The sequence below is a fragment of the Nocardia sp. JMUB6875 genome (assembly GCF_041154655.1).
Taxonomy (GTDB): domain Bacteria; phylum Actinomycetota; class Actinomycetes; order Mycobacteriales; family Mycobacteriaceae; genus Nocardia.
Genome location: NZ_BAAFGR010000104.1, coordinates 1 through 22,672, shown reverse-complemented (window position 1 = coordinate 22,672; position 22,672 = coordinate 1). Strand labels below are relative to the sequence as shown.

The 22,672-nt window shown below is 67.2% G+C and carries 21 protein-coding genes, 2 tRNA genes and 1 pseudogene; 13 read left to right on the top strand and 11 right to left on the bottom strand.

Annotated features, from left to right (window positions below; translation table 11 throughout):
- The first annotated feature begins 9 nt into the window (after positions 1 to 9).
- Positions 10 to 186, top strand: coding sequence for a DUF1737 domain-containing protein (locus tag ACAM49_RS24950; protein WP_369637990.1), 177 nt, complete (start codon positions 10 to 12; stop codon positions 184 to 186).
- A 20-nt stretch (positions 187 to 206) separates the two neighbouring features.
- Here the strand turns inward: ACAM49_RS24950 and ACAM49_RS24945 are convergent, their stop codons facing one another.
- Entirely contained in the window at positions 207 to 1,718 is a 1,512-nt protein-coding gene (locus ACAM49_RS24945; RefSeq protein ID WP_369637989.1) for an MmgE/PrpD family protein, read from the bottom strand.
- Positions 1,719 to 1,829: 111 nt separating this feature from the next.
- Entirely contained in the window at positions 1,830 to 2,729 is a 900-nt protein-coding gene (locus ACAM49_RS24940) for a helix-turn-helix domain-containing protein (protein WP_369637988.1), read from the bottom strand.
- 110 nt (positions 2,730 to 2,839) lie between these two features.
- Here ACAM49_RS24940 and ACAM49_RS24935 point away from each other — a divergent pair, with 110 nt between their 5' ends.
- From ACAM49_RS24935 to ACAM49_RS24895, 9 genes are all read left to right on the top strand, one after another.
- Positions 2,840 to 4,327, top strand: a complete 1,488-nt coding sequence (locus tag ACAM49_RS24935; RefSeq protein WP_369637987.1) for a DUF445 domain-containing protein — start codon at positions 2,840 to 2,842, stop codon at positions 4,325 to 4,327.
- A complete protein-coding gene (locus tag ACAM49_RS24930) occupies positions 4,270 to 5,691 on the top strand; it encodes a short-chain fatty acyl-CoA regulator family protein (protein WP_369637986.1) in 1,422 nt (473 codons plus the stop codon). The genes ACAM49_RS24935 and ACAM49_RS24930 overlap by 58 nt, the downstream gene beginning before the upstream one ends.
- A 189-nt stretch (positions 5,692 to 5,880) precedes the next feature.
- Complete coding sequence (locus ACAM49_RS24925) at positions 5,881 to 6,273, top strand: hypothetical protein (protein ID WP_369637985.1); 393 nt, start codon at positions 5,881 to 5,883, stop codon at positions 6,271 to 6,273.
- Entirely contained in the window at positions 6,263 to 7,090 is an 828-nt protein-coding gene (locus ACAM49_RS24920; protein ID WP_369637984.1) for a hypothetical protein, read from the top strand. Before ACAM49_RS24925 ends, ACAM49_RS24920 begins: the two co-directional genes overlap by 11 nt.
- Positions 7,091 to 7,143: 53 nt before the next feature.
- Positions 7,144 to 7,539 carry a roadblock/LC7 domain-containing protein gene (locus ACAM49_RS24915; protein WP_369637983.1) on the top strand — a complete coding sequence of 132 codons (396 nt, stop codon included), beginning with the start codon at positions 7,144 to 7,146 and terminating at the stop codon, positions 7,537 to 7,539.
- An 11-nt stretch (positions 7,540 to 7,550) separates the two neighbouring features.
- Positions 7,551 to 7,922 (top strand): hypothetical protein, encoded by a 372-nt coding sequence (locus tag ACAM49_RS24910; RefSeq protein ID WP_369637982.1) that lies wholly within the window; start codon positions 7,551 to 7,553, stop codon positions 7,920 to 7,922.
- A 176-nt stretch (positions 7,923 to 8,098) separates the two neighbouring features.
- Positions 8,099 to 8,175: transfer RNA gene (locus ACAM49_RS24905), tRNA-His, on the top strand.
- Positions 8,176 to 8,197: 22 nt separating this feature from the next.
- Positions 8,198 to 8,273, top strand: a tRNA-Glu gene (locus ACAM49_RS24900).
- Between the two features lie 426 nt (positions 8,274 to 8,699).
- Positions 8,700 to 9,260 (top strand): hypothetical protein, encoded by a 561-nt coding sequence (locus ACAM49_RS24895; protein WP_369637981.1) that lies wholly within the window; start codon positions 8,700 to 8,702, stop codon positions 9,258 to 9,260.
- Positions 9,261 to 9,347: 87 nt separating this feature from the next.
- Here ACAM49_RS24895 and ACAM49_RS24890 read toward each other — a convergent pair whose 3' ends face one another.
- From ACAM49_RS24890 to ACAM49_RS24860, 7 genes are all read right to left on the bottom strand, one after another.
- The gene (locus ACAM49_RS24890) at positions 9,348 to 10,712 is read right to left on the bottom strand and encodes a flavin monoamine oxidase family protein (RefSeq protein WP_369637980.1); all 1,365 of its coding nucleotides are present in this window, start codon (positions 10,710 to 10,712) and stop codon (positions 9,348 to 9,350) included.
- A 48-nt stretch (positions 10,713 to 10,760) separates the two neighbouring features.
- Positions 10,761 to 12,146 (bottom strand): aspartate aminotransferase family protein, encoded by a 1,386-nt coding sequence (locus tag ACAM49_RS24885; protein WP_369637979.1) that lies wholly within the window; start codon positions 12,144 to 12,146, stop codon positions 10,761 to 10,763.
- Positions 12,147 to 12,323: 177 nt separating this feature from the next.
- Positions 12,324 to 13,742, bottom strand: coding sequence for an NAD(P)/FAD-dependent oxidoreductase (locus ACAM49_RS24880; RefSeq protein ID WP_369637978.1), 1,419 nt, complete (start codon positions 13,740 to 13,742; stop codon positions 12,324 to 12,326).
- A 36-nt stretch (positions 13,743 to 13,778) separates the two neighbouring features.
- Entirely contained in the window at positions 13,779 to 14,588 is an 810-nt protein-coding gene (locus ACAM49_RS24875; protein ID WP_369637977.1) for an ABC transporter permease, read from the bottom strand.
- Position 14,589: 1 nt separating this feature from the next.
- Positions 14,590 to 15,489, bottom strand: coding sequence for an ABC transporter permease (locus tag ACAM49_RS24870; protein ID WP_369637976.1), 900 nt, complete (start codon positions 15,487 to 15,489; stop codon positions 14,590 to 14,592).
- Positions 15,489 to 16,574: an ABC transporter ATP-binding protein gene (locus ACAM49_RS24865; protein WP_369637975.1), complete on the bottom strand. Its 1,086-nt coding sequence runs from the start codon at positions 16,572 to 16,574 to the stop codon at positions 15,489 to 15,491. Before ACAM49_RS24865 ends, ACAM49_RS24870 begins: the two co-directional genes overlap by 1 nt.
- A gap of 8 nt (positions 16,575 to 16,582) precedes the next feature.
- The gene (locus ACAM49_RS24860) at positions 16,583 to 17,797 is read right to left on the bottom strand and encodes a PotD/PotF family extracellular solute-binding protein (protein WP_369637974.1); all 1,215 of its coding nucleotides are present in this window, start codon (positions 17,795 to 17,797) and stop codon (positions 16,583 to 16,585) included.
- Between the two features lie 231 nt (positions 17,798 to 18,028).
- Here ACAM49_RS24860 and ACAM49_RS24855 point away from each other — a divergent pair, with 231 nt between their 5' ends.
- From ACAM49_RS24855 to ACAM49_RS24845, 3 genes are all read left to right on the top strand, one after another.
- Positions 18,029 to 18,733 (top strand): GAF and ANTAR domain-containing protein, encoded by a 705-nt coding sequence (locus ACAM49_RS24855; RefSeq protein WP_369637973.1) that lies wholly within the window; start codon positions 18,029 to 18,031, stop codon positions 18,731 to 18,733.
- Positions 18,734 to 19,030: 297 nt separating this feature from the next.
- Positions 19,031 to 19,252 carry a DUF397 domain-containing protein gene (locus tag ACAM49_RS24850; protein ID WP_051179101.1) on the top strand — a complete coding sequence of 74 codons (222 nt, stop codon included), beginning with the start codon at positions 19,031 to 19,033 and terminating at the stop codon, positions 19,250 to 19,252.
- A 113-nt stretch (positions 19,253 to 19,365) separates the two neighbouring features.
- Positions 19,366 to 20,094, top strand: coding sequence for a hypothetical protein (locus ACAM49_RS24845; protein WP_369637972.1), 729 nt, complete (start codon positions 19,366 to 19,368; stop codon positions 20,092 to 20,094).
- Between the two features lie 24 nt (positions 20,095 to 20,118).
- On the opposite strand, the gene recG is transcribed toward ACAM49_RS24845, so the two are convergent.
- Both recG and ACAM49_RS24835 read right to left on the bottom strand, forming a co-directional pair.
- Positions 20,119 to 22,398 (bottom strand): ATP-dependent DNA helicase RecG, encoded by a 2,280-nt coding sequence (gene recG, locus ACAM49_RS24840; protein WP_369637971.1) that lies wholly within the window; start codon positions 22,396 to 22,398, stop codon positions 20,119 to 20,121.
- Positions 22,399 to 22,672 (bottom strand): annotated as a pseudogene (locus ACAM49_RS24835) (dihydroxyacetone kinase); the annotation flags it as partial.

Here is a 22,672-nt window from a genome sequence, read left to right as displayed (position 1 = left end):
GCTGGCACCATGACCGACCAGCCGCGCCTGCGCTACCGAATGATCACCGGACCCGATGACGCGAAGTTCTGCGAGCGCATCAGCGACCTCCTCGACGAGGGTTACCGGCTGTACGGCTCCCCGTCGGTCACCTTCAACGGCACCTCGGTCATCGCCGCCCAGGCGGTGGTGTGGGGAGAGGACTGAGCCACGTCGCGTGTGAGTGATCATGCGAAGATCCCCTGTCCGGTCGCCGGGGCGCGATCGAGGACGTCCGGGGAGACGGTGAACGTCAGCTGATCCAGTTCGCCCGCGCGGAGTTCGGGCGCGCGCTCGGCGGCGGCGAGGAACCGGTCCTGTTCGGCCGGATCCAGCACGTCTTCGGTGAGCGTCCGGAACTTCTCTATGTACTGCGCCCGCCCGAAGGGCCTGGCCCCCAAGGGATGTGCGTCCGCGACGGCCAGCTCATCGCTGATCGCCTCGCCGCCGCGCAGCGTGATCTCGGCGCGGCAGCCGAACGCCTTCTCCGCCGGATCCGTCGAGTGATAGCGGCGGGTCCACTCCGGATCCTCGACCGTGGAGATCTTCCGCCACAGCGCAACGGTATCGGGACGGCGCGCGCGGTCGGGCGCGTAGGAGCGTTCGTGATGCCACCCGCCGTCCTGCAAGGCGACCGCGAAGATATAAGGCACCGAGTGGTCGAGGGTCTCGCGGCTCGCGGTCGGGTCGTACTTCTGCGGATCACCCGACCCGCTGCCGATCACCACATGCGTGTGATGGCTGGTGCGCAACACGATCGACTCGATCGCGTCGAGATCCCCCAGCCGCGAACGCATCCGGCGCGCCAGATCGATCGGCGCCTGGCTCTGGTATTCGGCGGAGTGTTCCTTGGTGTAGCTGTCGAGAATCGCGCGCTTGGCCTCCCCCGGCCCGGGCAGCGGCACCCGGTATTCGGCCTCGAATCCACCCAGCAGCCTCGCGATCACGCCATCGGCCCCTTCCCAGATCGGCGCGGGCGCACCCTCCCCGCGCATGGCCCGATCGACCGCCTCGATCGCGGCCTTCCCCGCGAAGGCGGGCGCGAACGCCTTCCAGCTGGAGATCTCCCCCTTCCGCGACTGCCGGGTCGCGGTGGTGGTGTGCAACGCCTGCCCGACCGCCTGATAGATCGTCTCGGCGTCGAGCCCGAGCAGCGTCCCGATCCCGGCCGCGGCCGACGGCCCGAGATGCGCCACATGGTCGATCTTGTGCTCGTGCAGGCAGATTCCCCGCACCAGATCGATCTGGATCTCGTATCCCGTTGCCAGCCCGCGAACCAGCTCGGCCCCACTGCGCCCCGCATGCTGGGCGACCGCCAGAATCGGCGGAATATTGTCGCCGGGATGGGAGTATTCGGCGGCCAGGAAGGTGTCGTGGAAGTCCAGCTCCCGCACCGCGACAGCATTCGCCCACGCCGCCCACTCGGGCGAGAAGCGCTGCCCGCCGGGCAATCCGAACACCGTCGCCCCCGGCGCATACGGATGCGCCTGCGCCTGCCGCCGCGCGGTGGTCACCGGCCGGCGCAGCACCGCGGCGGCGGCCACGGCGGCATTGTCGATGAGCCGGTTGACGATCATGTCGGTGACCGCCGCCGGTACCGGTACCGGGTCCACGGCCACCTCGGCGATCCGCGTGGCCAGATGCTCTGAGCGCGGGAACTCCTCGGCCGAGGAGTGCGCGCGAACGGAATAGGACTTCATGTCTTCGCACGCTACTCACGCCGCTGACCTCGAAAAATGGCTCACAACTGCGAATTTCGGCGAGCGAATCCGCCCGGATCGGCGAACCCTGCCAATCGGCAGCTCCGCCGATCAGAACCGTTGCGCCCGATGCGAGTCCACACCCTCCCCGATCCGCCGCGCGGCCGCCGCCAATTCCGTGAGATACCGCCGCCGCTCCGGCCGCGTCACATCCTCGCGCAACGGCCCGATCTGTAACTCCATCACCGCATGCCCGCCCCCGTCGAAAACCGGTGCGCTGATATAGCTCACGGGCAACACGGCCGCACTGTCCAGCGTCGCCCGGTCGTACGCGCTCCCCCCGATCGCCGCCAGCTGCGCCAACACCCGACCCCGCAACTCCGAGCTCGCGGGCTGATCGGCGAGATGATCGGCGACCTCGGACAGCACCCGCAGATTCGGCAGGCTGTCGGGTTCCAGCCGCCACGCGCAGTATCCGGTCTCGCGCAGGGTGGCGAGCACCGCGCGATATTCCTCACGCCGCTCGGGCCCGCGGGTCTCGAGCCAATCCTGTTGGCGGGCAGCACCCCAGTGCGCGATGATCGCCGCCCCGGCAGGAGCCAGCAGCGGAATCCGCGCCCCCGATTCGATGCCCACCGTGTAGCGGTCCCGGGTGACAGCCAGGAATTCCAGATGATCGAGGGTGATGGTGGTCAGCGCCGCCCCGCAGTCGACCCGATCGGCGAGCCGCGCCAATTCCCGATCCAGCCAGGCCCGATCGTCCCGCCCGCCGTCGGCCTGCCGCCCGATCGCGGCGAGCGCGGGGCCGAGTTCATAGCTGAGATCGGGCAGCCGGTGCACCCAGCCGCGTTCGGCGAGCGCGGCCAGGATCGCGCCCGCGGTGGACCGGTTCAGCTCCAGGCTGTCCGCGATCTCCGCGGAGGTCAGCGGCCGCGCCCCGGCGGCCAGCAACTCCACGATCGAGACGACCCGTTGCGTGGGCGGCGAGCTCTGGGTCTTGCCAGCGGGCACGCGGTCTCCTAGCCTGAGCCGTCGATACGAATAACCGTAGCGTCGAATACGAATAATCGCATTGAGGAGTGGGGCATGGCAACCACGTGGGCCCAGGAGCCGAACCGGTCGTGATCGCGGATTTCGCCGACCACTGGCTGCTCTACTGTTCCATCCCCGTCGTCGCCGCACTCATCGGCTGGATCACCAAGATCGTGGCCGTGCAGATGCTGATGTATCCGCTCGAATTCAAGGGCATCCCACCGTGGCTGGGCTGGCAGGGCGTGATCCCCCGCTCCGCGACGCGCATGGCGACCATCGCGGTGGACCTGATGTTCGGCAAGCTCATCGATCCGCAGGACATCATCGCCCGCATCGATGTCGCCGAGCTGACCACCCGCCTGCGCGAACCCCTCGACGCCGGTGTCGATCACATGGTGCGCGCCATGATGATGAAGCATCAGCCGCGACTGTGGGTGAACATGCCCGAGGCGGCCCAGCGCGCCATCATCGAACGCGCGCAACGGGATCTGCCGCAGCTCATCGAGGACATCGTCTACGACCTGCGCACCAACCTCGATCAGGTGATGGATCTGCGCGGCATGGCCATCAGCGCACTGGTGGACGACAAATCGCTGCTGGTGGAGATGGTCCGCCGGGTGGGCCGCAACGAGCTGCGCTTCATCGTGCGCTCGGGGCTGATCTTCGGCACGGTGCTGGGTTTCGTGCAGATGTTCACCTGGGCGCTCACCCATTCCCCTTTGCTCATGCCCGCTTTCGGCGGTTTCACCGGTCTGGTCACCGACTGGCTGGCGCTGCAGATGATCTTCCGACCGATCCGCCCGGTCGGTATCGGACCGTTCAAATGGCACGGCCTCTTCCACAAGCGCCGCGACCAGGTCTGCACCGACTACGGCGACCTCATCGCGACCGAGATCCTCGCCCCCGCACGCATTCTCGAGGCCGTCTTGAATGGCGAACGTGCCGACCGGTTGGCCTCGTTGCTCAGCCGCCACGTCAGCGAGTTCCTGAACCTGCAGACCGGCCCGGCCCGCCCGATCGTCATGCTGGTCGCGGGCGACAGCCTCACGGCGATCGAGCGCGACGCGGTCACCTTCGTGCTCGACCACGTCAAGGCCGCCGCACACTCCGGCTTCGATCAGCACGCCATCGAGGCGCTCGACGTCCGCACCCTGGTGATCGAGAAGACCAAGCAACTGACCGACGACGAATACGAGGGACTGCTGCGCCCGGCGTTCAAACAGGACGAATGGAAGCTGGTCGCCATCGGCGCGGTGCTCGGGTTTCTGGTCGGCGAACTCCAGGTTCACCTGATTTGGGATGAGCCCGCCGATTTCGGCCCACATTCCGAACGTCGTTCCACTCCGGCGACGAAGGGTTGGTCGTACGATGGGGACTCGCGCGCCAAACCGCCCGTAGTACCGAATTCGCATGCTACGCAGCACCGTCGGCATGAAGAACTGCCACGCAGAACGGCGAAGTTGCCGCGAGTCTCCCCAATTTGCGATGTTTGCGAAGCCGAATCGGTACCATCCTGCACGTGCGCAAGATGTATGCGGGGGCCCGACTACGGCGGTTGCGCGAGGAACGGCGGATGACCCAGGCGGCCTTGGCCAAATCCCTGGATCTGTCCCCCAGCTACCTCAACCAACTGGAGCGTGATCAGCGACCGCTCACGATTCCCGTGCTGTTGAAGCTGAACTCGACCTTCGACCTGGACGTGCAGTTCTTCGCCGCGGACTCCGACGCCCGGCTGGTGTCGGATCTGCACGAGATCCTGGTGGAGGCCGCCGGCGGCAATGCCGCACCGGTCGCCGAGGTCGAGGATCTGGCCACCCGCATGCCCGAGGTCGCGAAAATCGTTGTGGCCATGCACCGCCGACTACGCGCGGCGACCGACCAGTTGGATCTCTTGTCCTCCAAGGTGGCCACCCCCACCGGCGCGCCCGGCGTGCCCATGCCCTACGAGGACGTGCGCGACTTCTTCTACGACCATCACAATCACATCGCCCAGCTGGATCTCGCCGCCGAGCGGCTGTTCGACGAGAGCGGGCTCACCATCGGCTCGCTGGACCGGCAACTGGCGCGGGTGGCCGAGGAACGGGCCGGGGTCACCGTGCTGGTGCGCGGCGACGGCGCCGATCCGACCATCCCCAAGCGGCATTACGAACCCGAGAGCCGCACGCTCACCCTGGCCCGGCGCCTGCGCCCCGGGCAGCGCGCCTTCCAGATCGCCACCACCCTGGCCTTCCTGCTGCACGGCGCGCTGCTGGACGAGGTGCTCGACGAAACCCCCGGCCTCACCGACGAATCCCGCACCCTGGCGCGCATCGGGCTGGCCAACTACTTCGCGGGCGCGCTCATCCTGCCCTACGGCAAGTTCCTGCGCTCGGCCGAGGAACTGCACTACGACATCGATCTGCTGGGCCTGCGCTTCGAGGTCGGCTTCGAGACGGTCTGCCATCGACTGAGCACCCTGCAGCGCCAGGGCCAGCGCGGCGTGCCGTTCTTCCTGATCCGCACCGACCGCGCGGGCAATATCTCGAAACGCCAGTCCGCCACCGCCTTCCACTTCTCCCGGGTGGGCGGCAGCTGCCCGCTGTGGGTGGTGCACGAGGCGTTCAACCATCCCGGCCGCATGCTCACCCAGATCGCGGCCATGCCCGACGGCCGCCGCTACCTGTGGGTGGCGCGCACCACCCCGCCGGTGCCGAGCGGATTCGGTTCAGCCGGTAAGGAATTCGCCATCGGGCTGGGCTGCGATATCGAATACGCCGACCGGCTGGTGTATTCGCGCGGGCTGGAGCTGGACGATCCCGCGGCGGCCGTGCCCATCGGCGCGGGCTGCAAGGTGTGCGAGCGCCCCAACTGCGCCCAGCGCGCCTTCCCGCAGATCGGGCGGCCGCTGGCGATCAGCGAGCACACCAGTTCGGATCTGCCGTATCCCCGTATGCCCAGGTGACTTTCTCCCCTATCATCGCGAAACACGGTGGGATAATGGACAATTCCCCCACCCAAATTGGATATCCACTGCGCGGCAACGCATCGAATACCAAAAGGTATTGACCGGCGTTTTCCGCACAGCACGAGCGCATCATGTGTAGCGTCTGGATTCGCTCGATGTCTCTCGGATAACAAACGGTGGCGCGCGGTGATCGGTATTGACGGATGCCTCAAACGCATCATGGACATTCCCGGTGCGCGCAGCGTCACCCTGGTGGACGGGGCGAGCGGGCTGGCCATCGCCGCCGCCGGGCGCCACGACCTGGTCGACCAGCACGAAGATGCCGCCGCCGCAACCGATGTCGTGCGCTCGGTGCTCACCTCACCGGCCCTGGCCACCGGCCGCCCGGGTGACGACATCACCGAGATCATCGTCTGCGGAACCCGCGGATATCACCTCTTGAATTTGATCGACGGCGATTTCGACGCGCGACTTTTCCTGCACATTCACTTCGACGGCGACACAGGCAATCTCGCCATGGCGCGATACCAGCTGCGGGCGATTATCGCCGAATTCGCCGAGGACGACCATGGACAGTGAACTCGTCATCGAACTGCGGCGACTCGAACAACAGCGCGCGACCGGCGTACTCGCCGTGGGCGACGGCGCCTTTCATCTCGTCGAGGGCGTGATCGTGGCCGCGGAGTGCGCGCGCACCACCGCGCTGGACCGCATGGTGGTGGCGTCCGGAGTGGCCACGAGCGAGCAGTGGCGGCGCGCCCGCGCGGGCGGCGAAGACCGGCCGCCTTCGGGCCCGCGCGTGGAAACCCTTGCGCTGCTGTCGGTCTTCGACGCCGCCTATCTGCTCCTGGCCGCGCCCGTCCCCCTCGACTTCCATCCCGGGCCGCCGCACTGGCTGGCCCGGATCTGCCGCATCACCCCCGGCGCGCTCATCCACGAATGCGCGCGCCGCGGTGATCCGAACGCCGGTGTCTGGCCGGTCGAACTGGTCGACCGGGTGGCGGTGGTACCGGTGCGGCGGGTGCGGCGCCGGCGCGTGGTGCTCACCGGCGGCCAAGCCGAAGTGCTCGCCGCCGTCGACGCCCGGCGCAGCATCACCGGACTGGCCGCCGATCTGGGCCGCACCACCTACGGCTGCCTGCTCGCGGTGCGCGAACTCACCGCGGCCGGGCTGATCGAGCCGCCGGTCATGGTGGCGTTCGCCGACCCGGTCCGCGCCCCGGCGGTCACCGCCGCTCCGGACCGGGTCCTGACCACCGGCGCGGCAACGGATTCGACACCGCCGCTGCGCCGCCGGGTCCGGCAGGCCGACACGGTCGCCGTCCCCGATCGCTGGGAGCCGCCCGATCGGGACGTGCTCATACGCCTGCGCGCGGCATTGGAGGAACTGGCTTGACCGCACAGAGAAGGCGGCTCGCTGAATTGATAGGAAGGTTGACCAAAGTGGCGATGTCCGGCCCAGAACCGAACACGCAGGTACTCAGGGAGCTGAAATCGCTGCGGGACCGGGTGCCGCAGCTGATCGGCACGCTGGTGGCGTCCACCGACGGGCTGCTCATCGCGCACGATCTGCCCGCCCACATCGAGCCCGCGGGCATGGCGGCGCTGACCGCCGCGCAGCTCTCGCTCTCCCACCGGCTGGCCGCCACCGCGAACGGCGGTGGCTTCCACGAGGTGGTGGTGCACGGCGAGGGCGGCGATGTCGTCATCTACGCCGTCGGCTGGACCGCCTCGCTGACCGTGCTCGCCGGACCCGGCGCGAATATCGGCCGGCTGCACCTGGAATCGCGGCCCGCCGCCCGCATCATCTCCGACCAACTGACCCCAAGTGATAACACCGATTGAAAGGAAAACCCATGTCCAACATGGATATAGCGCTGAAGGACATGATGGTGATCGACGGCGCCATCGGCGCGGCCGTCGTCGACTACAACAGCGGCATGGCACTCGGCATGCTCGGCAGCTCCAAGGCCCTGGACCTGCAGATCGCCGCGGCCGGGAACACCGAGGTGGTGCGCGCCAAGATGCGCACCATCGACCAGCTGGGCATCAAGGAGGAGATCGAGGACATCCTCATCACGCTCAGCAACCAGTACCACGTCATCCGGCCCATGACCGGGCGAAAATCCAAGGGCCTGTTCCTCTACCTCGCCCTCGACCGCGGCCGGGCCAATCTCGCCATGGCGCGGCACCGCCTCAAGGGCATCGAGGAGGATCTCGAGGTGTGAGTGTCCGCTCCCGATAATTCGGTGGCGTCGGGGATGCCGCGAAAGCTAACGTTGAACGCAACATCCCCGACGACGAAAGGACCGGCCGTGCATCATCATTCGCCCGAAGCCGTCGCGTCGTCGCATAGTCGCGGCCGCTGACTCCCCGCACGGTTCCATCCCGTGCGCCCCCGATGTTGAGCGAAGCCGAAGTGGTCGAGGCCCCAGTTTGTGGTACTGGGTTCAGCGGGTTCGAGTCCCGTCGCTCAGCCCAGGGTTCTTTTCGATACAGCCCAGGCGCAGTTGCTCTGTTGGTATGGGCACCCTGATTTTCACTCAGGTACTTCGTCGGTTCGATTCCGACCTGCGTCACTTCCCCGCCGCGATCCGTCAATCCCGTTGTGCCACCGACTAATCGACTACTGCGTGTCGATAGGACTGGTCGGTCGCTCCAGAATTTAGGATGGACATGCCGCAGAGCGCAGCGTCATTTCCCTTGTCCCACAATGGGTCTGAAATGTCTTGAATGTCGCCTTATTCCACAACATGGCCGATTGCCTGAAATGTCCCTCTTGAATTGCACTGCGGCCCAAGAACACTCGAGTCGGAAAATTTTCGCGACACGAACAGACCGGTGTGTTCAATCCACTGGAACTCCACCCGCGGCTGTATGGCCTGGAGCGCTCGCAGCGTTGGTAGCCGTTTGGTTGCCAACCGATGAAGCGACGCGTCGCGAGCGTTGCCAATCCCCTCGTTCCGCGCTGGTTTTCCAGCGCCTATCGAAAGGTGTGTCCACTCATGTGGATCCGTAAGTTCGTTGCCACTTCATTGCTGGCTGTTGCCGCCACGACCATGACCGCTGTCACCGCGCACGGCGAGGCCGCCTCCGCCTTCAGCGGCCCCACCATGACCGGCACCGAGCACGGCATGAGCTTCACCACCGGCGCCTCCGCCGACGGCGCGGGCATCGCCGCCCAGATCGCCGGCGGCCGCTTCGACGTGTCCGAGGACGGCAGCAAGATCACCATCACCGCCGACGACGGCACCGTCGTCGAGAGCATGCCGACCGTGATCGCCAGCACCGAGCGGATCGTCCGCTTCAGCACCGAGGTCAGCGAGGACGGCACCACCATCACCATGCACCCGTCCGCCAGCCAGCCGGTTCAGGGCGTCTCCACCGCCCAGGACATCGGTCTGGTCGGCGCCACCGCGGGCATGGTCGTGGGCTTCTTCGCCGGCGCGGTCGCGGGCTGCATGGTCGGGCTCGTGGGCCTGATCGTCGGCTGTGTTCCCATGATCTTCGTCGGCGCCATCGCGGGCGCGATCATCGGCGCCGCAGCAGGTTTCGTCGCTCTCTAACCCGTCCGGCGACATCCCACCCACTCGATGACGCGTGGGCTGCGGCACCCGCCGCAGCCCACGTGTCGTTCCCGAGTCGTCCGGCGTTCAGACCAGGGTGCGCTGGCTCACGATCGCCGCGGCCGCGCGCTTGCCCATGCGGACCGCGCCGTCCACGTGTTGGAAGCCGTGGCCCGCCAGATCCGAGCAGGCGAAGTGGATCGGGCCCAGCGGTTCGCGGTGGTCACGGCCGTAGCGGGTGAGGCCGCCGAGATCGAAGCTGACACCGTACGCGCCGCGCGTCCATTCCTCCGCGCCCCAATCGGATTCGTAGTAGACCTCCGGATTCGCGGCCTCCGGGCCGAGATACTTGACCAGGCACGCCAGGATCGCGCGCCGCCGGTCCTCCGGGCTCATCTCGAACACCGCGTCGGCCTGCGCGCCGGCGATGAAGCCGACCAGCGCGCCGTTGTCCATGCCGTGGTTGGTGTTGTCGTAGATCTCCGAGACGAAGTCGGTGTCACTGAATCCGGTGCCGGACAAGCCCTTTGCCCGCCAGAACGGGGTCGAGTAGACCGCGTGCACCTTCACCACGAAGCCGAAGGACATGTGCTGGTACATCTGATGTCGCCGCCGCGGCATCGGCGGATCGAAGCTGATGGTGGAGTACAGGTTTGGGGGCACCGCCAGCACCACGCGCTCGGCGCGCACCCGCAGCTCGCCGTCGGCGAAGACAGTGACGCCCGCATCCGACCATTCGATCCGGCGGACCGGCGAATTCAGGTGCAGGTCATCGCCGAGCCCGGCGGCCAGCCGCTGCGATACCTGCTGCATGCCGCCGATCACCCGCTTGTCCAGCATGAAGGTATCGGTGGCCAACGCGGTGAAAGAGCTTTGGGCCGCGGCCATCTGAAGCGCCTGCAGGGTGGAGAAGGTGTGCGCGGGCTTGGTCAGCATGGCGCCGGAGACATAGAAGGAGACGGTCTCGCGGGCGTATTCGTCATCCGACTGGCGTTCGAGCCAAATCGAGAACGGGATGGCGTCCAGTTCCTCGGCATTGGGATGCGTCCACGGCTCCTCCGCGCCGACCTCGGCCGCCAGCTCGTCGAGCAGGGCCAGCAGCCGGTCGATCTCCTTGGCGGTGGCCTCGGGCGCGGGGAACACATCGCCGGTGAACTCGTGCCGGACGCCGTCCGCGGCAAGGTAAACCGACCGGCCGTCGCGGTAGCGCGAGAAGGTCTCCAGACCCAGCTCCGCCACCAGCTCGAGCGCCGCGGTGTGATGCGGGGACAGCCACTGACCGCCGATCTCGATCATCGCGCCGTCGATGTCGCCGGTCCAGGTGCGGCCGCCGACCCGATCGCGGGCCTCCAGCACAGCCACCGACAGACCGGCCTTGCGTAGCTCGGCGGCGGCGGTCAGACCGGACGGTCCGGCCCCGACCACCACCACATCACGGGTGATGACGGACATGAGAACTCCTGATGGGTAAGGCGGAAAGGCGGTTTCGATGCCCCGGCGTCAGAGCAGCTTCCAGGCTCCGACGAGGACGTCGCGGACGATCTGCTCGATCTCCTCGAACTGCTCCGGACCGCAGATCAGCGGGGGCGCGAACTGGATGACCGGTTCGGCGCGATCGTCGGCGCGGCAGTAGAGGCCGTTGGCGAACAGCTCCCTGGAGACGTGATTGCGCAGGATGCGGGTGGATTCCTCGCCGGTGAAGCGCTCCCGGGTGGTCTTGTCCTTCACCAGCTCGACCGCCCAGAAGTAGCCCACGCCACGGACTTCGCCCACGATGGGCAGGTCGCCGAGCCGTTCCAGCGTGGTGCGGAAGGCGTTCTCGTTGGCGCGCACCCGGTCGTAGAGACCCTCGTTCTCGATGATGTCGAGATTGGCCAGCGCGACCGCGCACGACACCGGATGCCCGCCATAGGTCGAGCCGTGCATGAACGGCGTCTCCGCCGCCTGGAACGGCTCCATCAGCCGGTCGCTGATCATGACCGCGCCCAGCGGCGCGTACCCGGAGGTGAGCCCCTTGGCGGTGGTGATCATATCCGGCTGATAGCCGAAACGCTCTGCGCCGAAAGCGGTTCCGAGCCGACCGAAGGCACAGATCACCTCATCGGAGATGAGCAGCACGTCGTGGCGGTCGCAGATCTCGCGCACGCGCTGGAAGTATCCGGGCGGCGGCACCAGGCAGCCGCCGGTGTTCTGCACCGGTTCCAGGAAGACCGCGGCCACGGTCTCGGGCCCCTCGAAGAGGATCGCCTCCTCGATGCGGTCGGCCGCCCACAGCCCGTAGGCGTCGTAGTCGTCGGCGTGCTCGCCGCTGCGGTAGAAGTTGGTGTTCGGCACACGGGTGGTGCTGGGCACCAGCGGCTCGAAAGGCACCTTCGCGCCTGGGATTCCGGTGATGGACAGCGCCCCGAGCGAGGTGCCGTGATACGCCATGGACCGGCTGATGGCCTTGTGCTTGGTCGGCTTCCCGGTCAGCTTGAAGTATTGGCGGGCGAGTTTCCAAGCGGTCTCGACGGATTCGCCGCCGCTCACGGTGAAGAACACCCGATTGAGATCACCCGGCGTCATGGCCGCGAGCCGGTCGGCCAGCTCCAGCGCGGGCGGATGCGCGTAACCCCAGACCGGGAAGTAGGGCAGCTGCCGCATCTGCCGCGCCGCGGCCTCGGCCAGCTCCTCGCGCCCGTGCCCGACCTGCACCGCGAACAATCCGGCCAGCCCGTCCAGGTACCGCTTGCCCTGATCATCGAAGAGATATGCGCCCTCCCCGCGGACGATCACGGGAGTGTCGGCTTCGTCGCGCCCGTTGTGGGTGGCGAAGTGCATCCAGAGATGGTCGCGCACGACGCGGCTGGCGTCGGCGGTGCTGGCGGACGGGGCGATGGCGGTCACGGTAGGACTCCTCGAAGTCGGTGCGTTCTACGGATATCATACCGATTTGCCAATTCGGCGACTGATTTCGTTGCAATCTTTCTGTTAACTTCGAATTTCGTAGAATACGAATCGGCGAACTCCCGCTCGGCGATTGCCGGGTAGCGGCCCGATCCGAGCCGGGCCGCCACCGTCGGATCAGCTGTCGAAGCCCAGCCCGGTCACGTCCATGGCACGCAGCCACAGGTTGCGCCTGCCCTGGTTGGCGTCGGCGCGCGCCAACGACCAGCGGGTGAGCTGAATTCCTATGGAGCGCAACGGCTCCGGCGGCATCGGCAACGGACGCGAGCGCACCATGCGCAGGCGGGTCCGCTCGGTGTCGAGACCCCACAGCCGGTCCAGCATCACCTCGGCCCCGAATCGGGTGGCGCCGACGCCGAGCCCGGTGTATCCGACCGCGTAGGCGAGCCGGCCGCGATAGGCCGAGCCGAAGAAGGCGCAGAACCGGCCGCAGGTGTCGATGACGCCGCCCCAGCGATGCGTGAAGCTCACCCCGTCCAGCTGCGGGAAGGTCCGGAAGAAGTGCTCGGCGAGCGTCTCGAAGGTCGCCTCGTTGTACTCCAGACTCGGCGCGATCTTGTTGCCGTAGTGGTAGATGGCGTCGTAGCCGCCGAACAGGATGCGATTGTCACTGGTCAGGCGGTAATAGTGAAAGCGGTAGGAGGCGTCGCCGAGACCCATGCGGTGCTTGCCCCAGCCGATGGACTCCAGCTGCTCATCGGTCAGCGGCTCGGTCATCAGCGCGTAGTCGTAGACCGGCACCACATGCCGCGCGACCTTCGGCAGCGGCCCCTGAAACGCGCTGGTGCACAACGCGACCCGGGGTGCTCGCACCTCACCGTGCGGAGTGTGCAGCACCAGATCGCCCCCGCGCTTCCGCGAAATCCGTTGTACGGGTGTGCCTTCGAAGATCCGCACGCCCAGCTCCAGGCAGGCGCGGCGCAGGCCCCAGGCCAGGCGGGCGGGGTCGAGCATGGCCACGCCGTCACGGTCCCAGCAGCCGCCGAGATACGTCGGCGAGTGCACGAGCCGCTGCACCTCCTCGGCGCTGAGCATTTCACTGCGATAGCCGAGGGCGACCGCGGCATCGTGGTTTTCACGCAACCAGGCCAGCTCGTGCGGCGCCGTCGCGACTTCCATCTCACCGGTGCGCTCGAAATCGCAGTCGATGTCGTAGCGGTGGATGGCCGCCTCGATCTCGTCGAGGTTCTGCCGGCCCATGCGCTCGATGACGGCGAGTTCCTCGGGGAAACGCTCTGCGCCATTGGCGATTCCGTGGGTCAGGCTGGCGGCGCAGAAGCCGCCGTTGCGACCCGAGGCGGCGTGGCCGCACAGCGCGGATTCGACGAGCACGACGTCGAGCCCCGGGTCTCTCTCCTTGGCCAGCAGCGCCGTCCAGAGTCCGCTGTAGCCGCCGCCGATGACGGCCAGATCGGCGTCGGTTGCGGTGGTCAGCGGGTCGGTCGGCACCGGGCGGTCCGGTCGGTCGGTCCAGTACGGCGTCGGCGCCGCCTCGAGCAGTGCCGACGCCCACAGTTTGCTTCCTTTGGCCGACATGGCCGATCAACTCCTACTTTTCTCGGTGTGAATGCGCTACTTCGCGGTGCGAGTGCGCGCCTGCGCGGCGACGACGCAGACCAGAGACAACAGGAAGGTCGCGCTGGCCACGGCATTCACCTGGGGTGGAATGCCGCGCAGATTGATTCCCCAGACATACATGGGGAAGGTCTCGGTGGTGCCGGAGGTGAAGTTGGTGACCACGAAATCGTCGAACGACAACGAGAACGCCAACAGCGCCGCGGCCAGGATGCCGGGCCGGGCCAGCGGCAGGACGACGGACCGGAACGCATGGAAGGGACTGGCGTACAGGTCCATCGCCGCCTCCTGCAATCGCGGATCCAGCCCGGCCAGTCGCGCTTTCACGGTGACGACCACGAACGACAGGCAGAACATGACGTGTGCGATGAGCACGGCCCCGAAGCCGAGTGGGATGCCCAATCCGATGAACAGCGTCAGCAGCGACGACCCCATGACGATCTCGGGTGTCGCCATCGGCAGGAAGATCAGCGCCTGCACCGCCGAGCGTCCGCGAAAGCGATAGCGCGCCAACGCGAATGCGATGCCGGTGCCGAGCACGGTGGCGATCGCCGCGGCGCACACTCCGACGATCAGACTCAGCACCAGGCTGTCCTGCAACCCGGCCGGTCCGAACATATCGGTCCAGTTGTGCCACGTGAACCGGAACTCGTGCAGGTTCAGCACATACGTGGTGTTGCGGCTGGCGGGCTGGTTGAACGACAGCAGCAGCACCACCGCGATGGGCGTGAGCAGATACGCCAGGATCAGCCAGCCGAGGATGAGCACCGCATTGGCGCGGATCCGGGCCCACAGTCGATGTGCCATCTCACACCACCTCGTCGGTGTCGGTCTTGCGCAGGTAGAGCATGACCAGCACCAGGATCGCGACCATGAGCACCACCGACAGCGCGGAGCCGACGGGCAGATCCTTGACCACCAGCAGGCGGGACTGGATCACATTGCCGATCATGGTCGTTCCGGTATTGCCGAGCAGCTGGGCGTTGACGTAGTCGCCGGTGGCGGGCACGAAGGTGAGCAGCGTGCCCGCGACGATGCCGGGCATGGTCAACGGCAGGGTCACCCGCCAGAAGGTGCGCACCGGTCCGTGCGCCAGATCGGCCGAGGCCTCCAGCAGTCGCGGATCGAGTTTGTCCAGGCTCGTATAGAGCGGCAGCACGGTGAACGGCAGGAAGTTGTAGACCAGACCCGCGATCACCGCGACCGGCGTCGCCAGCAACCGCCCGTCCGGGCCGAGCAGATGCACCGCCCGCAGCGCCGACACCAGCGGCCCGGTGTCGGCGAGAATCGCCTTCCACGCGAAGGTGCGCACCAGGAAGCTGGTGAAGAACGGCGCGATCACCGCGATCAGCATGACGTTCTTCCACCGCCCGCCGCGCAGCGCGATGGCATACGCCAGTGGATAACCCAGCAGCACGCACAGCACGGTGCAGATCAGCGAGTAGCCCAGCGAGCGCAGGATCTGCGGGTGGTAGAGCTGCCACGCGTAGGCGAAGTTGTCGAACGAGAAGGTCTGCGCGTATCCGGTCTCGATGCTGCCGGTGCGGTCGTACATGCTCGCGGCCAGCAGCTGCACGGTCGGCACCGCGAAGAAGACGAGCAGGAACACGATGCCGGGCGCGAGCAGCAGATACGGTGTGAGACCACGCTTTCCGCGCGGCGGTTCCGCCGGTGCGACGGCGGGCGCGGACGCCGGCAGCACGGCCATCACGACCGCCCCAACAGGAACGCGTGCTCCGGATGCCAGTGCACCGCGATCGGCGATCCGGGCGCCACCACACTGCCGGGGCCGGTATTGGGCACCAGCGCGCAGAGTTCCTGACCCCACGCCGAGCGCACCAGGTACTGGGTGGAGACACCCAGGAAGATGGCGTCGGTGACCACACCGGTGAGGTGCGCCCGCCCGTCCGGCACCTGATCGGGATCGCTTGCCAGCCCGACCTTCTCGGGCCGGATGCCCAGCGCGGCCGTGCCGGAGCTGACCCGGCAGCGCCGCTGCGGCACCGCGAGCCGATGCCCCTGCGCGTCGATGGTCACCTCATCGCCGCTACCGGTGACGGTGGCCTCGATGAGATTGGTCTGCCCGAGGAAGTTGGCCACGAACTCGGTGGCCGGATAGTCGTAGATGTCCTGCGGCGCACCGGATTGCTCCAGCCTGCCGCCGTTCATCACCGCGACGGTGTCGGCCATGCTCATGGCCTCCTCCTGATCGTGGGTGATGTGCACGAAGGTGATGCCGACCTCGGTCTGCAGGCGCTTGAGCTCGAGTTGCATCTGACGGCGCAGTTTGAGATCCAGTGCGCCCAAGGGCTCGTCGAGCAGCAGCACCTCGGGATGGTTGACCAGGGCGCGGGCCAGCGCGACGCGCTGCTGCTGACCGCCCGAGAGCTGCGCGGGCTTGCGCGTCTCGAAACCCTCCAGCTGCACCAGTTTCAACATCTGATGCGCCTGGTGGCGGGCGGCGGTGCGGCCGATTCCCTTGCGGCGCAGGCCGTAGGAGACGTTGTCCTCGACCGTCATGTGCGGGAACAGCGCATAGCTCTGGAAGACGGTGTTGATCGGCCGCCGGTAGGGGCGCAGCGCGGTGATGTCCTGCTCGCCCAGCATGATTCGTCCGGTGGTGGGCTGCTCGAGCCCGGCGATCATGCGCAGGGTGGTGGTCTTGCCGCAGCCGGAGGCGCCGATGATGGCGAAGAACGAGCCGTCGGGGATGGTCAGGTCCAGTTCGGCGACGGCGCGGAAATCACCGAAACTCTTGGTGACTCGCTCGATTCGCAGGTCTTGATCGGACATCGCGGATATCACGCACCCGTCACTGCCTGGAACTTGGACTGGTAGTCCTTCTCCTGGGTCTCGGTCAGGGACATGAAGATCTGCAGCTTCTTCTGCGTCTCCGGCGAGGGGAAGATCAATTCGTTCTGCGCCAGTTCCGGATTGAACTTGGCCATCTCCTCCTGGGCGCCGGCGACCGGGCACACGTAGTTGACGAAGGCCGACAGCCGCGCCGCGACCGCCGGGTCGTAGTAGTGGTTCAGCAGCGCCATGGCATTGGCGGCATGCGAGGAGGTGATCGGGATCAGGGCCTCGTCGGAGTAGAGCATCGCGCCCTCTTCCGGACTGATGAACTTGATCTTCGGGTCCTGCGCCGCGAGCTGGATGACATCGCCGGACCACGCCATACAGGCCGCGATATCGCCCTTGGCCAGATCCTGCACGTACTCGTTGCCGGTGAACTTGCGGACGTGCCCGGACTGCACCGCCTTCTGCAGCTTGGCCAGCGCGCTGTCGTAGTCGGCGTCGCTGAACTGAGCGGCGCTCTTGCCGACCGCGCGCAGCATCAGACCCATGGTGTCGGGCATCTCGGTCAGGCACACCACCTTGCCCTTGAGATCGGGGCGGGTGAGCAGCTCGTCGATGCTGCGGACCTCCTTGGTGACATTGGTGTTCACACCGATGCCCACCAGCCCCGACTGCCACGGCACCATCCGATTGTTCTGCGGATCGACGACACTGCCGCGCAGCATCGGGTGCAGGTTCTTCACGAAGTTCGGCAGCTGGGCCAGATCCAGCGGCTGGGTGTAGCCCTGCCGGACCACGCGCACCGCGGTGGAGTCGGAAAGCACCATGAGGTCGCGCTGAATGCTCTTGCAGGCGGTCAGTTCCGCGCTGACCTTGCCCCAGAACTCGTTGTTGTCATTGATATCGGCGACGTAGCTGACCTTGATGCCGGACTTCGCGGTGAATTCCGCCATGGTCGGGTGCATTTCGGCATTGCCGGCCTGTTCATCGAGGTAGCCGGGCCAATTGGAGAAGTTGAGGGTCTTCTCGGCCGCGGAGTTGTCGGCCGGTGCGGCGCAGGCCGAGCTGCCATTGGAGGCCGATCCCTTGGTGCCGCAGGCGGCGAGCGCACCCGCGGCCGCGACGAGGCCGCCCATCCGGAACAAGCCGCGGCGCGAGGGGCGCACGTCGAGCATTCCGCGCATCTCAGGGGGTAGGGAGTCCAGGGACTTGTTCATGGGGGTCGCCTTCACCGGGACGGGATATCGAACGTCGCCGCGGAGCCGCGGCGTTGGAGAGATGGTTCCATATTCGATGTGCACGACAAGTGATTCCATTGAAAAATCTGTGTTACGCAACGAATTCGGTTGCCCACATACGATTACGCCACGATCTGGGCAACTTGGTTCCCGGTGAGCGGTCTGGGTATGCCCGGGGATGACCGGCGAGGCACTAGGGACGGAGATGTCATGAGCTACGACGGTCCGGCCTTGATCGAGGCGATGGCGCGGTTCGCGCGCCTGCTACCCATCGAATACGAGAGCGACGAGGCGCTGGACGAACTCGTCACGGCCGCGACCGAAGTCCTCGGGGTAACGGGGGCGGGAGTGGTGATGCTGACGGACGGCCGGCTGCGGCTGGCGAAGACGGCCGGGGACCATGTGACCGCGGCCGAGCTGTGCCAGGAGCAGCGGCAGGAGGGTCCGTGCGTCGACGCGCAGCGCAGCGGACAGGTGGTCGCGATCGGGGATATCACCCGATGCGCCGCGCGCTGGCCGCAATACACCGCGGTGGCGCGTCAGCACCGGGTCGTCGCGGTGGCCGGCATTCCGATGCGATTGCGGAACAACATGATCGGAGCCGTCGACCTGTACGAGAACCGCAGCCGCAGCTGGGCCGAACCCGATCTCGAAGTGGCACAGCTGCTGGCGGACACGGCGGCCGGCTATGTCGTCAATGCGGATAAACGGCAGCGCCAGCAGGCGCTCACCGGGCAACTGCGCCAGGCGCTGGAGTCCCGGGTGGTCATCGAACAGGCCAAAGGGGTCGTTTCGAACGCGAACGGCATCACCCCGGATGAGGCATTCGCGCTGATCCGCCGGTACGCGCGCACCCACCAGCTACGCCTGCGGGCCGTCGCGCAGGCGATCGTCGAAACGGGGCTTCGGATATGAATCCTCATGACGGGTCACCGTTTTGCTGCGATACCGGGCACGCGCTCAGCGCCGGTTGGGTAGTCTGATCGGCGTCGAACACGATGTTCTGGAGCTATCAAACGTCCGGACCACACTGTTCCGCCCGAGCCCCCGGTGGATCGCTAGCTGCGACCGCGCCTGCAAGGGGGCACGTATCTTCGATCGCGACTTCACTCAGCCGATGCCAGACGGCGTTGTCCCGCATCGTTGGACCCGTCCGGCTGTTTTCCCTTGCCTCGAGTCCGGACCAACCGATGAAGGAAGGAAAAATTGATCATGATCACCAAGGCAGATCTGCCTTCTGGACTCTCACTGCGGACGAGCACCGCCAGCGGCCCCAACGGCAGCTGCGTCCAGGTCGGCTATTGGCCCGGACGCGGCATGGTGGTCGCTCACAGCAAAGAGGGCGCCAACGGGGCGGTGCTGCTGTTCAGCATGCGTGAGTGGGAAGCGTTCATCATGGGCGTCAAAGCCGACGAATTCCCCGCCGCCGGCTAGCGGTACGCGGACGCCCCGCTTCGCGGTACGAGGACTCCCCGCTTCGCGGTACGAGGACTCCCCGCTTCGCGGTACGAGGACGCAGAGCCGGGGACGGGATAAGTTCGACGGTTGTGGCGTTCGAATACCGAGTCGGGGACATCATCGAAATGTCCTGCCCGTTCACCGAGACACGGGTGAACGAGCTGACCGCTGACGAGGTCGTCGTCGAATGGCCTTGGTGGACGGCCGATCCGGACAGCGACGGGACCCCGTGGAACGGACTGCGGCCCCTGCCCGCCGGACCGGAGACGCCGGGCTGGGATCGGGAAGTCTTCCGGATCCGGCCCCGCGCCGCCGATCTCGACGTCGGCGCGACCTGTCAGGTCGGCATCCCGCCCACGGTGCTGCACGTGATCGAGGTGCGGCATTTCGATCCGCCGCGCGAGACCGGCTGGCTACCCCGCCCGCGCCGCGCGGTCGAGTACCGGCGCATCGGGCAACCGTTCGAGCCCGGAACCGCGGAGCAGACCGGCTCCTTCGACCCCGACGACGGCATCCCCCGCCGCATCGAATTGCGTTTCCGCCCATACGCGTTCCTGGAACCCGGGGACGAGGTCGCCGACGCCCGGGCCCGGGTGTGGCGCTTCGAGACGGCCTGGGACCTGCACCCCTTCGACGGCCGGGCCGAGGACCCGCCCGCCTGGCCGCTCATGCTGCTGACCCGGCACGGGGACAGCGACGACGATGCGGCCGCCGTCGACGTGGTCGAGGCGACCCAGACCGGTTCGCACCACGAGGAACTCGCGCGCTGGGCCGAACTCGCGGGGGTCGACGAGCCCGAGACGGAGCCCGCCGAGTAACCGCGAGCCCCGCCGGGCAACCGCTCAGGACTTCGCCAGGTACTCCAGTCGCTCGCCGTCCACCGCGGCGCGCATCATGCTCGCCAGGCCCGGATGATTCTTCAGACCCGGGTCCGAGGCCACGATCTCGCGCGCCACTTGCTGTGCGGCGGTGATGACTTCGAGGTCGTCGAGCAGCGAGAGCAGGCGCAGGCTGCGGGCGGTGCCGGACTGAGCCGAGCCCAGCACGTCGCCTTCCCGGCGTTGCCGCAGATCCAGGACGGAGAGTTCGAAGCCGTCGGTGGATCCGGCCACGGCCTCGAGCCGGGCCATCGCCGTACCGACCGGATTGGTTTCGGTAATGAGCAGGCACAGGCCCGGGTGCTTGCCACGGCCGACGCGCCCGCGCAGCTGATGCAGCTGGCTCACACCGAAACGATCCGCGTCCACGATCGCCATCACCGTGGCGTTCGGGACGTCGACACCGACCTCGACGACCGTGGTGCAGACCAGGACATCGATCTCGGCGTCATTGAAGGCCCGCATGACGCGGTCCTTCTCGTCCGCGGGCAGCCGCCCGTGCAGCAGGCCCACGCGCAGATCCTTCAGCGCACCGGTGCTGAGCATCTCGTACATGTCCAGTGCCGAGTGCGTGGTGGGCGCTTCCTGCTCCTCCAGGGATTTGGTCTTGCGGCCCTTACCCTTTCCGCCCTTTCCGTTCTCCTCCTCGTCGCCGATGCGCGAGCACACGACGTAGGCCTGACGCCCCGCCTCGACCTCCTCGCGAATGCGCTCCCACGCGCGATCCACCCACGACGGCTTCACCTTGGCGGGAACGACTTTCGAGACGATCGGCGACCGGCCGTTCGGAAGCTGGGTCAGCACGGAGGTTTCCAGATCGCCGAGCGTCGTCATGGCGATGGTCCGCGGAATCGGGGTGGCGGTCATGACCAGCAGGTGCGGGCTCGCGCCGTCTTTCGCCTTGGCGCGCAACGCGTCTCGCTGCTCGACACCGAAGCGGTGCTGCTCGTCGACCACCACCATGCCGAGATCGAAGAACTCCACATTGTCCTGGATCAGCGCGTGCGTGCCGATCACCAGGCCCGCCTCGCCGGTGACCGCGTCCAGCAGGGCGGCCTTCTTCTGCCCCGCCGACATGGAACCGGTCACCAGCACCAGCTTGGTGGCGTTCTCGTCCGCACCCAGCTCCCCGGCGGTGCCGAGATCGCCGAGCATCTTCGACAGCGACCGATAATGCTGTGCCGCAAGGACTTCGGTCGGCGCGAGCAGCGCGCACTGCTGACCGTTGTCCACCACCTGCAGCATGGCGTGCAGGGCCACGATCGTCTTGCCCGAACCCACCTCACCCTGCAGCAGCCGGTGCATGGGATGGCTGCGCGACAGGTCCGCGGAGATCTCGCCGATGACCGCGTTCTGGCCCTCGGTCAGCTCGAAGGGCAGCCGCTTGTCGAAGGCGGCGGCAATGCCGTCGGTGCGCGGCGGGCACGGGCGCGCGACCCGGCCCTCGGTCTGGTGGCGGCGCTCGGCCAGCACCAGCTGCAGCGCCATGGCCTCGTCGAAACGCAAACGGCCCCGGGCGGCCTCGATATCGGACTTGCGCTCGGGTAGGTGGATCAGGCGCAGCGCGTCGGAGACCGGCATCAGGTCGTACTCGGCGCACAGGGCTTCCGGCAGCGGCTCGTCGACCGGATCCAGCTGGTCGAGCACCTGCCGGACGCAGCGCAGCAGATCCCAGCTCTGCACCTTCGCCGTCGACGGGTAGATCGGGATGAACTCCCGCTCGAAGAACGACATATCGATGCCCCCGGCGCCCTTAGCGCTCTTCGCCAGGCCGCGCAGGGCGCCGCCGCCGTGCACGGAGGTGATGCTCTCGACCGATCCGTCGCCCTTCTGCGGCAGGATCAGATAGTCCGGGTGCGAGAGATTCCAGCGGGTGGGCTGCCAGTAGTGCACGATGCCCGACATCATCGCGCGCACACCGTCTTTCACCAGGTACTGCACCTTCTCACCGCTGAAGAAGGTGATCTCCACCGGCTTCACGCCGCCGGTGTCCAGGTACACCTTGAGCAGGCTGCCGCGCCGATTCCGCATGGGCCGCAGCTCGGTCTTGGTGACCCGCCCGATCACCGTGATGTGCGCGCCCTCCTCGGGCTCCTCCTCGGTGAGCTCCTGCCCCTGCGTGGCATAGCGCAGCGGATAGTGCCGCAGCAGATCCTCCACGGTCTGCATGTCGAAACTCTCCAGCAGCGGCTCGGCGGATTTCACCCCGAGCACGTAATCCAGCCGATCGGCCAGCGTCGCCATCTATTTCACCCCGATCTGCACGGTCTCCTCGACCCCGATCTGCACGAGATCCCCCGCCTGCCCACCCGGATAGACCACCACTTCCACACCCGGGAACCCCGCCGCCACATGCGCGGCCAGCTCCTCCGAAAGCCCTTCCGGCGCATCACATCCGATGAGCATCGTCACCAATTCCCCACCCAGCCCGAGCATTCGGTCCAGCAGCGTCCGCCCCGCCGCCCGCACATCCGAATCGATGACGACCACATCGTGCCCGACCAACCCGAGCCCATCC